At 36.3% G+C, this 15,014-nt stretch carries 17 protein-coding genes; 14 read left to right on the top strand and 3 right to left on the bottom strand.

Going from position 1 to position 15,014, the window contains the following annotated elements; genetic code table 11:
• The first annotated feature begins 2 nt into the window (after positions 1 to 2).
• Complete coding sequence (locus UFO1_RS12650) at positions 3 to 1,706, top strand: proline--tRNA ligase (RefSeq protein ID WP_038671287.1); 1,704 nt, start codon at positions 3 to 5, stop codon at positions 1,704 to 1,706.
• Between the two features lie 95 nt (positions 1,707 to 1,801).
• Here the strand turns inward: UFO1_RS12650 and UFO1_RS12645 are convergent, their stop codons facing one another.
• A complete protein-coding gene (locus UFO1_RS12645) occupies positions 1,802 to 2,140 on the bottom strand; it encodes an arsenate reductase family protein (RefSeq protein ID WP_038671284.1) in 339 nt (112 codons plus the stop codon).
• A gap of 198 nt (positions 2,141 to 2,338) precedes the next feature.
• Here UFO1_RS12645 and UFO1_RS12640 point away from each other — a divergent pair, with 198 nt between their 5' ends.
• From UFO1_RS12640 to UFO1_RS12625, 4 genes are all read left to right on the top strand, one after another.
• A complete protein-coding gene (locus UFO1_RS12640; protein WP_038671282.1) occupies positions 2,339 to 3,163 on the top strand; it encodes an RMD1 family protein in 825 nt (274 codons plus the stop codon).
• Positions 3,164 to 3,231: 68 nt separating this feature from the next.
• Positions 3,232 to 3,624, top strand: coding sequence for a CoA-binding protein (locus tag UFO1_RS12635; protein ID WP_038671280.1), 393 nt, complete (start codon positions 3,232 to 3,234; stop codon positions 3,622 to 3,624).
• A gap of 4 nt (positions 3,625 to 3,628) precedes the next feature.
• Positions 3,629 to 3,952: a thioredoxin gene (trxA, locus tag UFO1_RS12630; protein WP_038671278.1), complete on the top strand. Its 324-nt coding sequence runs from the start codon at positions 3,629 to 3,631 to the stop codon at positions 3,950 to 3,952.
• A gap of 112 nt (positions 3,953 to 4,064) precedes the next feature.
• On the top strand, positions 4,065 to 5,321 hold the full coding sequence (locus tag UFO1_RS12625; RefSeq protein WP_038671276.1) for a ferrous iron transporter B: 1,257 nt from the start codon (positions 4,065 to 4,067) through the stop codon (positions 5,319 to 5,321).
• Between the two features lie 4 nt (positions 5,322 to 5,325).
• On the opposite strand, the gene UFO1_RS12620 is transcribed toward UFO1_RS12625, so the two are convergent.
• The gene (locus UFO1_RS12620) at positions 5,326 to 6,777 is read right to left on the bottom strand and encodes a recombinase family protein (RefSeq protein ID WP_038671274.1); all 1,452 of its coding nucleotides are present in this window, start codon (positions 6,775 to 6,777) and stop codon (positions 5,326 to 5,328) included.
• 250 nt (positions 6,778 to 7,027) lie between these two features.
• On the opposite strand from UFO1_RS12620, the gene UFO1_RS12615 reads away from it, so the two are divergent.
• From UFO1_RS12615 to UFO1_RS12605, 4 genes are all read left to right on the top strand, one after another.
• Positions 7,028 to 7,840 (top strand): YitT family protein, encoded by an 813-nt coding sequence (locus UFO1_RS12615; protein WP_051789111.1) that lies wholly within the window; start codon positions 7,028 to 7,030, stop codon positions 7,838 to 7,840.
• Positions 7,841 to 8,094: 254 nt separating this feature from the next.
• Positions 8,095 to 8,223, top strand: a complete 129-nt coding sequence (locus tag UFO1_RS26000) for a hypothetical protein (RefSeq protein ID WP_256380515.1) — start codon at positions 8,095 to 8,097, stop codon at positions 8,221 to 8,223.
• A 209-nt stretch (positions 8,224 to 8,432) separates the two neighbouring features.
• Complete coding sequence (locus tag UFO1_RS12610; RefSeq protein ID WP_371256727.1) at positions 8,433 to 9,005, top strand: nucleoside recognition domain-containing protein; 573 nt, start codon at positions 8,433 to 8,435, stop codon at positions 9,003 to 9,005.
• A 41-nt stretch (positions 9,006 to 9,046) separates the two neighbouring features.
• The gene (locus UFO1_RS12605) at positions 9,047 to 9,280 is read left to right on the top strand and encodes a FeoA family protein (RefSeq protein ID WP_038671268.1); all 234 of its coding nucleotides are present in this window, start codon (positions 9,047 to 9,049) and stop codon (positions 9,278 to 9,280) included.
• Positions 9,281 to 9,374: 94 nt separating this feature from the next.
• On the opposite strand, the gene UFO1_RS12600 is transcribed toward UFO1_RS12605, so the two are convergent.
• Entirely contained in the window at positions 9,375 to 9,578 is a 204-nt protein-coding gene (locus UFO1_RS12600) for a DUF1858 domain-containing protein (RefSeq protein ID WP_038671266.1), read from the bottom strand.
• A gap of 281 nt (positions 9,579 to 9,859) precedes the next feature.
• On the opposite strand from UFO1_RS12600, the gene UFO1_RS12595 reads away from it, so the two are divergent.
• The 5 genes from UFO1_RS12595 (at position 9,860) to UFO1_RS12575 (ending at position 14,856) form a co-directional block, all read left to right on the top strand.
• A complete protein-coding gene (locus UFO1_RS12595) occupies positions 9,860 to 10,675 on the top strand; it encodes a polysaccharide deacetylase family protein (RefSeq protein ID WP_144390885.1) in 816 nt (271 codons plus the stop codon).
• Between the two features lie 166 nt (positions 10,676 to 10,841).
• Positions 10,842 to 11,273, top strand: a complete 432-nt coding sequence (mraZ, locus tag UFO1_RS12590) for a division/cell wall cluster transcriptional repressor MraZ (RefSeq protein ID WP_038671262.1) — start codon at positions 10,842 to 10,844, stop codon at positions 11,271 to 11,273.
• A gap of 56 nt (positions 11,274 to 11,329) precedes the next feature.
• Positions 11,330 to 12,268, top strand: a complete 939-nt coding sequence (gene rsmH, locus UFO1_RS12585) for a 16S rRNA (cytosine(1402)-N(4))-methyltransferase RsmH (protein WP_038675168.1) — start codon at positions 11,330 to 11,332, stop codon at positions 12,266 to 12,268.
• Between the two features lie 59 nt (positions 12,269 to 12,327).
• Positions 12,328 to 12,747 carry a cell division protein FtsL gene (gene ftsL / locus UFO1_RS12580; RefSeq protein WP_038671260.1) on the top strand — a complete coding sequence of 140 codons (420 nt, stop codon included), beginning with the start codon at positions 12,328 to 12,330 and terminating at the stop codon, positions 12,745 to 12,747.
• Positions 12,748 to 12,768: 21 nt separating this feature from the next.
• Positions 12,769 to 14,856, top strand: coding sequence for a stage V sporulation protein D (locus UFO1_RS12575; RefSeq protein ID WP_038671258.1), 2,088 nt, complete (start codon positions 12,769 to 12,771; stop codon positions 14,854 to 14,856).
• The last annotated feature ends 158 nt before the right edge of the window (positions 14,857 to 15,014 follow it).

Here is a 15,014-nt window from a genome sequence, read left to right as displayed (position 1 = left end):
CTATGCGTGTATCACAATTATATGCTCCAACATTAAGAGAAACCCCAGCAGAGGCCGAGGTGGTCAGTCACCAGCTTATGTTACGGGCTGGCATGATTCGAAAGGCAGCTGGTGGAATCTATACTTATATGCCTTTGGCGCTACGCGTACTCAGAAAAATTGAAACAATCGTGCGTCAGGAAATGGATTGTAAGGGCGGTCAAGAGTTATTAATGCCGATTATACAACCTGCCGAAATGTGGCAGGAAACTGGACGTTGGGATGTCTATGGTGATGAGATGTTTAGACTAAAGGATCGTCATAATCGTAATTTTTGTCTGGGGCCTACTCACGAAGAAATGATTACTACCTTAGTTCGGTCAGATGTTCGATCTTATCGTCAATTACCTTTAAAATTATATCAAATACAAAATAAGTATCGTGATGAACGTCGTCCTCGTTTTGGTCTTATGCGTGGTCGTGAGTTTATCATGAAAGATTTATACTCTTTTGATAAAGATGAAGAGGGGCTCACTAATAGTTATGATCAAATGTATGACGCCTATACCAACATATTTAGTCGTTGCGGATTAACTTTTAGAGCTGTAGAAGCAGACGGTGGGGCCATAGGTGGCAGTAAAACCCATGAATTTATGGTAATAGCAGATTCAGGAGAAGCTGCTATTGTATATTGTCCATCTTGTAATTATGCGGCAAATGTTGAAAAAGCAGAATTGAAACCAATCTTAATGCCAGAAGAAGAGTTACAAAGTTTAACCATCACAGACACGCCAGGAACTAAGTCAATAGAGTCTGTGACAGCTTTATTAGGGATTTCTGCAGATAAGACGATTAAGACACTTGTATATAATACGGACAAAGGCATTGTCATGGCCTTGGTACGTGGCGATCACGAAGTGAATGAGATTAAACTGCAAAATATAGTTGATTGCTTAACTATAGAATTGGCAGATGAAAAAATAATAGTTGAGGATCTTGGAAGTACTCCAGGGTTTATTGGTCCTGTAGGCATAAAATGTCCTATTATTGTTGCAGATCCTACTGTTATGAATTTATACAATGCGGTATGTGGAGCGAATACTCCTAATCAACATTACCGTAATGTAAATGCTAAACGTGATTTTTCTCCAACAATAGTTACAGATATTCGTTTAATTCAGGAGAATGATCCATGCCCTCATTGTGATGTAGCTGTTAAAACTGCAAGAGGTATTGAGGTAGGTCAGGTGTTTAAACTTCATACTAAATATAGTGAGGCTTTAAAGGCGACATATCTAGATGAAAATGGTAGAGAAAAACCTATGGTTATGGGATGCTATGGTATTGGGGTAAGTCGTACTATGGCTGCCACAATTGAGCAAAATAATGATGAATATGGTATTGTTTGGCCAGTTGCGATTGCGCCATATCATGTGGTAATAGTTCCTATTAGTCCTAAAGATGAGGCGCAAATGTCTTTATCTAATAAAATATATCAAGATTTAAATGCATCTGGCGTTGAAGCTGTCTTTGATGATCGCAACGAACGTCCTGGAGTAAAATTTAAAGATGCTGATCTGATTGGATATCCTTTAAAAGTAACTGTCGGTCCGAAAACAATCAATGAAAATCTAATTGAAGTTAAAGTGCGACGTACTGGAGAAGTCTTCTATTTTGATGTAAATAATTATTTAGATGAGATAAAGAATTTATTAGCTAGATTATAAAAAAAAGCTATCTTCAGACACAAAGGAGCTTTAGATAAGTTCCTTTGTGTAAAGGTAGCGACGGTGTTTTATTTGGTTGGGAGTTTATCATTTCATTAATCCTGCCATTGTTTCCAACTGTCGGGGCAATAGCCGACAGTTGCTCCTATTGGTGAATTTCTGACAATCGGGGTCTTGAATAATAAAGGCTTATTTAAAAGTATGTCCTCTGTATTGTGAACAATGTATCTTAAGTTACTTGCTTGATACTCCTTACTTGTTGTATTAATGAGCTCTCTTATATTAATAAACCGCTGTATACTGGTTAACTCTCCCTTACTAAGTCCTTTTATTGTTAAGTCAATGAATTGATAAGGGATTTTTCGTTCTTTGAAGTACCGCTCTGCTTTTCGAGTATCTTGACATTTTTTTGTGCCAAAGATTTGAATATTCATAAAGTGACCCTCTTTTCTAGTAGTATCTCTTATAAAATATCTCAATAGATAGATAAAAGCAATTAAATTGCAAAAAATAGTAGTGTTAATTCTTTTTTTAGAGAGACCAATGTCCTCTAGTGCTTGGCATTAAGCCAAGTCTTTTACTATGAGCCGAGTTTAAAGATATTTTATTAGCTTACATGGAGAGTGAAACAATTGGTTGAAACAGAGTTTAAAGCCATTGTATTAGGGAACGAGATGAACTTGAATAAAATTTCCCAGCATTTTGGCAGTAATCGTAAATTGAAATGGGAAGAATATTTAATTCTCAAAGGGAGCGAATTACAAGGCATTGTACGTGACTTCGAGGAGAAAAGGGTTTATCTTTTTCATTTTGGTAGCATTGTCTTTTTAAATTTTCAACACCATGAAATAATGGACGTAGTTAATTACTTGAAAAATATAGAAGTTGGTATAAATGACTCAAATCCGTTTAAGTATGTTGATGAGTATAAAATAGAAAATAATCCGGATAGTGAATATGCCATTAATAATGATTATATGGTAACAGAAGAGCAAGCTGAGTACCAATTTGACATTGTTTCGACTATATTGGCAAAGTCAGTAGCATTAGAAAAGATTGAAATGGAAATATCCCGTGTATTAGATGAAATAGAAGATGTTGTTAATAGCTTGCACAAAGGGGAATTAGCAGTTTCGGATGAGAAATTAGCAAAATTATCAGCCAGCATTTTAGAGTTCAAATTGAGTACTATTTCCTATATCATGTTATTGGATAAACCTGCGATAACTTGGAATAATGAAAAAGCGGGCGAATTATTTAATGAGCTTGCTACTTTATTTGAGTTGGCAGATCGTTATGAGAAACTTCGTCATAAAATAGATACATTAATGGATATTACAGAGGTCTTTTCAGGACTAGCTCATGCCAAAAGAGGGACTCGTTTGGAATGGGCGGTTATTATTCTAATTGGTATTGAAATTTGCCTATCTCTAGTTACTTTGTTTTTTAATCTATAATGAAATGTTGACCTAAAATATCTAGGGGAATATAATGTAACTAAAGTGAATATAAGGGAGGAACATACTTGAGCACGATCGATACTATGCTAAACTTGAAAACTTGGGCAGTTGTGGGAGCTACAGATAATAAAGAAAAATTTGGATATAAAATTTTTAAAGTCATGTTAGATGCAGGATTAGAGGTATATCCTATTAATCCAGGTGTAAGTGAGATATTAGGACAAAAATGCTATCCTGCTTTAAAGGACTTACCTAAAAAACCAGATGCGGTAGATGTGGTAGTGCCAGCAAAAGTGGGGGAAGCTATTATGCGTGAATGTGCTGAACTTGGTATACAAAATGTTTGGCTGCAACCAGGTGCTGATGCAAAGCAGGTCATTCAAGTTGCCGAGGAATTAGGACTTACAGTGGTACATCATGCTTGTATTATGGTAGAGCTTAGAAAAAAGGAGGCATAGCATAATGTCGAATGTAATTATAGTAAATGAAGAAACTTTTCAAAGGGAAGTAGTAGAGTCTGATTTACCTGTATTAGTCGATTTTTGGGCCCCTTGGTGTGGACATTGTACTAAGTTAGCGCCCGTTTTTGATGAATTAGCTGCTGATATGAGTGGCAAGGTAAAATTCGTAAAGATTAGTGTGGATGAAAACAAAGCTTTAGCGCAAAAGTATAGTGTAATGAGTTTACCAACTATGATTCTAATGAAAAAAGGTGAAAAGGTTGAAAAGCTAATGGGCTTTATGCCAAAATCAGCTATTAGCGACAAAATTACACCTTTGCTATAAGAAAAACAACCATATAACAGCGTAGCTGTTATATGGTTGTTTTTTGTTCTAATTATGTTGTTTTTTGAATAGGAAAATAGCAATATAATTTTTAGTGGTGGAGGGAAGATGATTGGCAAAAGTTGTGTTAGTGGGTTCACCTAACGTAGGTAAAAGTGTAATCTTTAATTATTTAACAGGACAGTATGTTGCTGTATCTAATTATCCAGGAACCACTGTTGATGTTTCTTCTGGATATTGTAAAATAAATGGTAGAATGTATGAAATTATAGATACTCCAGGTATGTACTCGTTCATAACAATTACGGATGAAGAAAGAGTAGCTAGGTCTATATTATTGCAAGAAAAGCCAGATATTGTTGTGCACGTAATGGACGCTAAGAATATTCGCAGGATGTTAAATCTAACAATACAGCTCTTAGATATGGGGTTTCCCGTAATAGTAGTTGTTAATTTAATGGATGAAGCTGAAAAAAATGGTATTGTTCTTGATATTGGGCATCTTAGTAGAATACTAGGAATTCCGGTCATCCCAGCATCAGCGATAAATGGCATTGGATTGGAGAGTCTAAAAAAAGAGATTAGACAATATCGTCCAGTACAGTCGTGCTTTCATATGAAATTTACTAATACGATTGAACAATCTATTATGCTAATTAGTAATCAATTAAAGGAAGGGTATGGCATATCACCTCGTATGGTAGCTCTTTTGCTGATACAGAGAGATAAAGCGTTCTACGAACTAGCTTCTGGTAAGGAGCCTTTATTTTGTGAGATGATTACCGAAATAAATAAATTAGGTGATTGTTACCAGTATGGCATGGAATATATAATAACGATAGAACGCCAAAAAATTGTTGATAGTATATGTGATAAGGTTTTAAAAGAGCGGGGAATATATCAACAAGGAGCCGGTGAAAAACTGGGGCGTTTAACGAGGGAACCTGCAACTGGGTTACCCATTTTATGTTTAGTATTATTTTTTGGAATATATCAATTTGTCGGAAGGTTTGGAGCAGGTTTTTTAGTGGATTATATTGATAATAGTATTTTTGTGCCCTATATTAATCCTCTCGTACAATTATTTGTATATCAATTCATTCCTTGGGAATGGATGCAGTCATTAGTAGTAGGTAAGTATGGGTTATTCACGTTAGGTTTTCGCTATGCATTTATTATCATATTGCCAATTGTTAGTACTTTTTTCTTCGTATTTGCAATTCTTGAAGACAGTGGATACTTGCCGCGTTTAGCAATGTTAATGGATATTATATTTAAGAAATTGAGTCTTAATGGTCGAGCTGTCATTCCTTTTGCATTGGGACTTGGATGTGGAACAATGGCAGTTATGGTCACACGTGAAAGATAAAAGATTATATTTTAAATCGTATTCTTACTGGTTTCTGACGATTATCAACTAATACTTTCCAGCCTAGATTTTCGAAAATTGTACGGCGTTCTGCGAAGGATGTTGCTGATAGAATTTCTTCAGGAGTTGTAGTAGGCCCTTTTGTTATTTTGGAAGATAGTTTACTGATAGAAGAAAAGGTAATTTGTAGTTCTCTTTTTAGAAACTGTAGTTCTTTTTCTGCGTCGTCGGGAGATAACATATTATCGTGAAACCAGCGTACTATAGTAGTCTGTTTCTTTTTAAGCTGATTGTGATAATCTTTTAGCTTAGTTAGCTGTGCTGTATCATCGAGAACTGTTTCTTGCCGCAAAATTGAAGCAGGTTCTTTTTGACTGTAGGTAAGCCTGCAGAGATGCTTCCATATTAGATCATCAAGCTCTAAAGCAGAAACAGCAGGGTTACCACAAGGGGTTAATGATTTATCGGTTCCTCCAGAATGACATTTATACCAAGAATATTCTTTACCAGAAGAGTAGAGCTTATGATGGGCAGATATGCCATAGCCGCAAACTGCACATTTGATAAAATTACGTAAAAGGTACTGTTGTTTTGTATTACGTGGACTTTTGCGTCTGTTTTCCGATAGAATTTGCCGTACAGTTTGATATTCATCGGATGTAATGATTGGAGGAATCGGAATAGGAATCCACTCTTCCTGCGGTCTTGCTATTTTCTTGCGTTTATATTGACTAATTTTCTTATCATATATATTAAATGACCATTTTATACCCGCATATTTTTCATCAGTTAAAATTCGATAAATCATAGAAAGAGTAAACGGGTTATTTTTTCGATTGAAAATGTTTTGCTGTTTAAGAAAAAGTGCAATATCTTTTATGGTATGTTTTCGACTGAGATATAAATCATAAATCATTTTAACAATGGCAGCTTCTTTCTGATTAATGATGTAGGTACTATTTTCCTCGTCCCAATCATATCCGTAAGCATGGCCATTTTGTATGATTTTACCATTCCAGGCTTTTGCGCGTTTACCCCGTAGAGTTCGTTCGCGAATTTTGGCCTTTTCGAAGGCGCTGATCGCACCACGAATTGAGAAAAAAAGACGCCCCTCAGGTGAAGCATCATAGCTGCCAGTTACAAAGTGTAGCACTGCACCAGCTTTTTCAATTTCATCAGCTAAAAGCAACTGGTTGGTTAAGTTACGACTAAGGCGGTCTGGATCGTATATTATGACATCTTGTATTAGTTTAGCTCTTAGATCTTCCCTTAAGCGGTCAAGAGCAGGTCTTTCTAAGTACTCCCCACTATAACCATCATCAATATATTCAAAGTTTCTAAATGTTTCTAGGCCAAGCTCAAGCGCATGTTCGCGGCAAGTACGTATTTGATCACCAATTGAATATCCTGTTTCTGCCTGAAGGTCTGTACTTACACGACAGTAAAGAGCATTCATAATATCCTCCATAAAATATTAGTTAATCTATGAATAAAATATATTCAATTCATAAAATCTTAGAAATAGTTTCATGAACATCATGAGGATTATTTTGGGGCTGATGTAATATTAAAAAGGGGATAATACTTTTTTATAGAATTTAAAGTTAAAAGAAATACCAATTTACTAAATTTTATGTAGGAGGGGGAGACGTCTCGTATTGCAAAAGAAGAAAAAAATAATTATATCCACAATAAAAAAATACATAATGCTTTTAATCGGCTCTATTTTTACTGCCATTGGACTAGAAGAATTTTTAGTGCCTAACCAAATCATTGATGGCGGTATTGTAGGAATATCTATTATGGCAAGTCATTTGACTGGCATGCCATTAAGTCTGTTCTTGGTGCTGTTAAACCTACCTTTTTTATATTTGGGATATACGCAAATTGGAAAAACGTTTGCCATTTCAACCGTTTTCTCAATTTTATCTTTATCCTACTGGGTCTCAATATTTCATCCCATTACTGAAGTTACTAGAGATCTATTTTTATCGGCTACTTTTGGGGGAATCGTCGTTGGAATCGGTGTCGGCATAATTATCAGGTATGGGGGATCTTTAGATGGGACGGAGATAGTCGCCATTTTGCTAGGGAAAAAATCAGGATTTTCTATTGGTGAAATCGTTATGTTTTTTAATCTTTTTATTTTGGGCAGTGCAGGTTTCGTTTTTAGCTGGGATAAAGCCATGTATTCCTTAGTAGCGTATTTTATTGCTTTTAAAGTGATTGACATAACGATTGAAGGGTTAGATGAATCGAAAGGAATTCTGATTGTTACAGAAGCTCCTGACGAAATTGCAGATGCGCTAATGGCTCGTCTAGGGAGAGGTGTAACCATTTTTCATGGCGAAGGCGGTTATTCGGGAGAATCTAAAAAGATTCTATATTCCGTCATTACACGTCTTGAAATAGCCAAACTCAAAACGATTGTGCAAGAAAAAGATGAAACTGCTTTCGTTACAGTAACGGATGTACATGATGTCATGGGAGGCAGAGTCAAAAAGAAGTCAATCCATTAATGTCAAAAGTATGAATGTTCTATAAAGCGACGAAGCTAAAAAAAAGAGACACGGCTCTATTTGAAGAGCCTTGTCTTTTTTTTATTTAGAATAATGTAAACAAATTTTAACTTTCTTAGTGAGGCAAGCAGGCAATTGCAGGTCAAATTTATTCTTTTTTATAACCTATTTACCGAATGCTTATTTCCATGCTTATTTTTTTTTGTAGCAATATGGACAAATCTTAAGCATATATAGTAATGGGGGGGATTAAGATGGAAGTAATTTTTGAATATGAGATAGATGGAAGGATATATTCCGAAGATGAACCACCAAAAGAATTTATTGATGACCTGTTAAATGCTTTAAAGCCATTCTTTATTCCGCAAAAACAAAGCGAATAAATTCAGACTCGGCTTAACGTGGACAAGGTTTATATCATGCGTCAAGTAATAAGAGGAAGACTTGGTGCGTTTGTTTTTCGCGCGTTGTAACTCGAACATTGGAAACACGCCGCGAAAGAATTCTGTCAACCTTCTTACTTGCTTTAACAATACCCTGTTCCGCACAATTAGGCGTTATTTTAGCACTATTATCTGAATCTTCTTTATCAGTGGTAATATGGGGAGTCTATATGCTAGTCATTTTCACGGGTATTGGATGGCTGTCTGGGAAGTTAATGCCTGGAACTAGTAGTGCTTTTTATATGGAAATACCACCCCTACGTCTTCCAAAATTATCGAATGTTTTCCACAAGGCGTTCATCCGCATGTGGTGGTATTTTGTGGAAATATTGCCAGTTTTCCTCATAACGAGTTTTATTATGTGGTGTGGAGACCGATATGGAGTTTTATCTTATATTATAAGTCAACTAGAACCTATTATGGTATTACTAGGCTTGCCAATAGAAACCGCGCAGCCGTTCTTATTAGGATTTTTCCGAAGAGACTATGGGGCTGCTGGGCTATATGAGATGTGTGCTACGAATCGCCTAAGTAAAGAACAGCTATTGATTGCTAGTACGACATTAACACTATTTGTACCATGTGTAGCGCAAGTTGCGGTAATGATAAAGGAAAGAGGAGTATTTATCTCCATGTTAATGCTATTAACTATCATTTTTTTAGCTTTTATTGGCGGATTCGTACTATCTCATTTACTATACTATTGGTCAATTAGCTTATAGCAAGAATTGCCTTTAATGGCTATTTGCAAGGAGATGAAGATATGGTGAAGCCTGTACCCATTGTAAGGCTTAAGAAAGGGAATATGGTACGTGTTGTAAGGCTTTTACTAAGTAGCGAAGATAGTCATTTACGAAAAATGGCTGCCTTTGGAATCTTACCGGGGGTGCTGATTAAGATTTTACAAACCTATCCTGTTTTTGTATTGGAAGTAGGATATACACAGATTGCTTTAGATTTTGAAATTGCAAAAAATATTATTGTGACATTAGAATAAGGCTTAAGGAGTAGCGACGGAAATTAAGTATAGAGTTACATAAAAAAACTTGGCAAAATGCCAAGTTTTTTTATGTAACTTATTAGTAAGACGACTAAGAATTAGATTCTACCGCTTCATTTAAAGCAGCCATAAGTACAGTTATATCGATCCCGTGGGCTGAGGCTCCTTGTTCGATATTTTCAAATCGTGCAGCAGAGCAGCCGAAACATCCCATACCATGATTACGGAATACAGAAATAGTTTGTGGATATTTCTCTACCACCTCTAAAATACTCATTTTTTCAGTAATAAGCATCAAAAAACCTCCTAATTATTTACAGTAACTGCGATTACTATAGCATAGTAGCTCTTAATTGTCATTCTTTGTAAGGAAGAAGAATTAGCTACGTTTTGCAATATTCAAGACTAAAGTTAAGAAAATACGGAAGAAATTATTATTAGCTATTGTAATCAAAAACTGAAATGTTATACTAAGTTAGAATCGTATTTATTTTAGGGGGAAGGTAGAAAATTGTAGTTAATTAATGGATTTTTTTAAAAAATTATCCTGTATAAGGAGATGGTAAAAGAATTACTATGAATAAACGAAAGACATATATTACATTGGGAATTATACTATTTTTTTTCTGTATATCACTTTTAAAATTTGATTCTACTTCGGTTGTGGCTAGTTATAATGAAAACAACCCAATTAATCTTCAGAATATACCTATTTTGAATTATCACAAAGTAGACATATTAAATCATGCGTTGTCTGTTTCGCCTCAAGAATTTGAAGAGCAGATGGAATATCTATATAAAAATGGTTACCATACTATTACACCGGATCAGCTAATGGCATATTTAAAGTCTTGCAAAGAATTGCCAGATAAACCTATTTTGATTACTTTTGATGATGGGTATCTTGATAATTATACAAATGCGTATCCAATTTTGAAAAAATATGGTTTTACCGCTACTATCTTCCTAGTAACGAATTTAATTAATCATGATGATCGATTTATGACTTGGGACCAGGTTAGAGAGATGCAAAAGAATGGTATTGTCTTTGGTTCTCACACTGCAAATCATAAATCTCTTACGACTCTCACTAAGGAACAAGTTATGAGTGAACTGAGTGAGTCTCGAGATGAATTGACTCGTCAATTGGGGAAACCACCAAAGTATTTTGCATATCCAACTGGCACCTATAACGCAGAAATTGAAGAAATGGTTAGGGCTAATAAATATAAGGCAGCATTCACGATTGAATATGGTCAAGTTGGTGCTGATAGTGATTTATATTCATTACAACGTATTCCTATTTTTAAGGGACAAAAAACCTTTCGGAGCTTTTTTATTCGGCTAAATGGTGCACCTATCTTAGAAGAGTTAGGACTAATTAAAAGTTAAATATGTTCAGGACAAAGGGCCCTATTGATGGGCCCTTTGTCGTTTAATTAAAAATAATTAAAATCCTTCAAGAATTAGGAAGGATTTTTTTTTGTTAAAATAGAACACTAAAAGTGGGTAATTGTGGAGCGAAGTGGTGGATTAAATAACTTGGTGGTGTAAAATTATGTTAATGGGCGAGTACCTACATAGCATTGACGATAAGGGAAGGCTCATTTTACCTGCCAAATTTCGTGAGGAACTGGGAGAAAGTTTTATTGTCACCAAGGGCCTTGATAATTGTTTATTCGTATATGATAGAAAAGAGTGGGCTATCCTAGAAAGTAAGTTAAAACAATTACCGTTAGCAAAACCTGAAGCTAGAGCTTTTGTTCGGTTCTTTTTCTCAGGTGGAGCAGAGATTTCATGCGATAAACAAGGAAGGGTATTATTACCGAATAATCTTAGGGAATATGCGCAACTTGATAAAGATGTGGTTGTGATTGGCGTGTCCAATCGTATTGAGATATGGGACCGGACTAAGTGGGATAATTACAACGAGCAAACCGCTCCAACTGTAGAGAAAATAGCGGAGAGTCTAGTTGATTTAGGTATATAAAAGATAAATACTATTTAAGTTTTCATATAGAGTTTAAAATGGATGGGGTGAAGGACTTGGAATTTCATCATGTAAGTGTGCTACTAAAAGAAAGTGTAGATGCGTTAGTAACAAATCCTGAAGGTATTTATGTAGATTGTACGTTAGGTGGTAGTGGACATGCTGAGCAAATAATAAATCAATTACATTCTTCAGGTCGATTTATTGGCATTGACCAGGATCCAGCTGCGATACAAACAGGTAAAGATAGACTAGCAAATGCTAGTTGTCAAATAGATATTGTACAAGATAATTTTCAAAACATAGGACGTGTCTTAGATGAACTTCAAGTTAGTAAGGTAGATGGTATCTTGTTTGATTTAGGAGTGTCATCCCACCAGCTAGATATTGCTGAAAGGGGGTTCTCTTATATGCAAGATGCTCCGCTAGATATGCGCATGAATCCCAATAGTAGCTTTTCTGCTTATGATGTTGTTAATGATTATGAGGAGGAGCAGTTGGCCCAGATTATTATAGATTATGGGGAAGATCGCTGGGCAAAGAGAATTGCAAAATTTATAGTTGAGTATCGTAATGTGAAACCAATAGAAACAACTGGCGAATTAGTAGATATAATAAAAAGGGCCATTCCTGCTGCAGCGAGGCGTGATGGGCCTCATCCTGCAAAACGTACATTTCAAGCAATTCGGATTGAAGTGAATAACGAACTGGGAATCTTAAAAGAGGCATTTAATACTTCGATTGAGAGACTTGCGATAGGTGGACGATTGTGTATCATTACGTTTCATTCTTTAGAAGATAGAATTGCAAAACAAACGATGCAGAATATGGCAAAAGGTTGCATTTGTCCGAAAGAATTACCTATATGTATGTGTACAAATAAACCAAAGATTAAAATATTAGGAAAACCTCGAATTCCATCTGAAGCAGAATTAGAAGAGAATCCACGGGCGCGAAGCGCTAAGTTGCGTGTAGCAGAAAAAGTGGCTTTATAGGTAGCGTTGTAATATCATCAGGGATTACATTGGTCTAAATTTAAGGAAGGGGAATATATATGTTAGTAAATAAAAAACAAGATTGGACTATTTATCAACAGCAAGAAGTCCCATCCATTAATAAAACAAAGTTAGTGAAACCCGATATTGCTTTGCGAGTTAAGTGTTTGACAACTGTTATGATAGTAGCCTTTGCTGCCTTTTTCTTAACGGTAAGTAGTGAAGCTATTATTAGATCGGGTTATGAGTTAGTAAAGATGAAGTCGCAAGTTGTTAAACTGGAAAAGGAAAATGAGTTATTACAGTTAGATATTGCGAAACTAAGATCACCGCAACGGATTCAAACGATTGCTACTTCAGAACTTGGGATGGTGATGCCTCAAAGTATATACCGTGCAACTACTTCAGAAAGCAGCAGTAAGTTGAATGCCGAAAAGGAAAAAGGTATGCTTAGTATGGTAAAAAGCAAAGGACAATAAAACTAGATGGGGGAGTGGCCATTGGCGTCATCTGCGCATGTTACTATTAGGAAAAGGGTGACTTGTCTTTTTCTATTGATTGCAGTAATTATGGTAGCACTTGGTTGTCGTCTAATGTATCTCCAATTTTATAAAAGCAATTGGTTAACAGAAAGTGCCATTGATCAGCGCGTACGAGACATTCCTGTCGAAGCTAAGCGTGGTACAATATATGATCGTAATGGTAAAGAACTCGGTGTAAGTGTGAGTACTGAGTCTATTTATGCTATACCAGCTGAAATAGTAGACGTAGAAGAGACAGCAGCCAAGTTGGCTGCTATTTTGGCGTTAGATAGGCAGAAACTAACTGACAAATTGAAGAAGCGCCAAGCCTTTACATGGGTAAAGCGTAAGGTAGATAATGATATAGCCAAAGCTGTGAACTTGCTTAATTTGCCAGGGATTGGATTAACGCAAGAAAATCAGCGTTATTACCCAAATGATAGCCTAGCAGCCCATATATTAGGATTTACAGGCATTGATAGTCAAGGGCTAGATGGGGTAGAATTAACCTTTGACAGTTATTTAAAAGGTCGTAGTGGCAGTATTGTCGTTGAGTATGATGCAAGGGGGCAGGAAATTCCTCATGCAACCCATCAATTTGTCAAACCGATTAACGGATATAATATTTATCTAACAATTGATCTTGTAATACAACAAATTGTCGAAAGAGAACTTGAGAAGGTAATGCAAGATACAAAGGCTAAGGCAGCGACGATTATAGCCATCGAACCGAACACAGGTGAAATACTAGCGTTAGCGAACCGTCCCACCTATAATCCAAATCAATTTGCAGATTATGATCCAAAGTTATGGCGTAATATTGCTATATCCAATGCGTATGAGCCTGGTTCGACCTTTAAGATTCTCACGACGACTGCAGTGCTGGGTGAGAAAATAGTATCTGCTAATGAGCGTTTTTTTGATACGGGATCTGTGGAAGTTCAAGGCCGGACAATTCATTGCTGGAAAGCTGGTGGGCATGGCAGTCAATCTTTTAAGGAGGTTGTGGAAAATTCTTGTAATGTAGGTTTTGTAAATGTTGGACTTAGGCTGGGAGCTGATTCTTTTTACAAATATTTTACTGCTTTTGGTTTAGGGAAACCTACGAATATAGATTTGCCAGGCGAAGCAAAAGGTATTGTTATACCAAAGTCACAGGTTAAGCCGATTAATATTGCGACAATGTCTATGGGGCAGAGTATCGCGGTAACACCGCTACAATTACTAAACGCAGTGGCAGCAGTTGCAAATGGTGGACAGCGGCTTAGACCACAAATCGTTCGAGAGGTTAGAGATAAAAACGATGAAGTGATTCGAGGATTCACACCAGACATAATAAATCAAGTTGTTGATAAGCAAGCTGCGCAAGAAGTTAAAGAAATTTTAGAAAGTGTTGTAGAAAACGGCACTGGTAAAAATGCTTATGTTGAGGGCTATCGAATTGCTGGTAAGACGGGTACGGCGCAAAAAGTTGGAGAAGGCGGGTATATGCCAGGTAAATATGTAGCATCTTTTGCTGGATTTGCACCAGCAGATAATCCGCAGATCGTTATGGTTGTAATTATTGATGAACCTGTGGGCTTGTATTATGGTGGTCAAATCGCCGCTCCTGTTTTTAATGGGATTATGAAAGATGTTTTACAATATTTAAAAATTGCGCCTAAAGTTATAGAATCCCATTCGCCTGATGATAAAGAAACTCATATTATGGTACCAAGTGTGATTAATTTGTTGGTTACGGAAGCTGCGCAAGAACTTAAAAAAGCTGGTTTAAATGCTAGAATTGAAGAATCAGGCGAACGAGTGGCAGATCAAATTCCAAAACCGGGAAGCCGTATTCCTAAAGATTCGAGTGTCTTGTTATATACCATGACACCACGTTATGGCTTAGGTGAGATTACAGTACCTGATTGTAGTGGTCAGTCATTGCGTGAGGTAGCTGATATGTTGGCAGAAGTTGGTCTCAGCATTAAGCCAGTGGGAGTGGGTGTAAAAGCTACTAAGCAGCAACCTGCTGCTGGTAGTAAGGCGCCGCCAGGAAGTGAGATTACTGTATTCTTTGAATAACTAAGGAAGACAACACTTATGTTCTGATGGTGAAAGTGGACCACAAAGATAAAAGAACCATATCACGATTGATTTGTGGTCCACTGGTGCGCTATATTGAAGGTAATTTTACGGGGAATTCTTCTTGTTCAAGTTAACCGATATGGTAATCTACACAT

The organism is Pelosinus sp. UFO1 (assembly GCF_000725345.1).
GTDB lineage: Bacteria > Bacillota > Negativicutes > DSM-13327 > DSM-13327 > Pelosinus.
The sequence above is the reverse complement of the archived record's forward strand: the minus strand, read 5'-3'. Positions and strand labels throughout refer to the sequence as shown.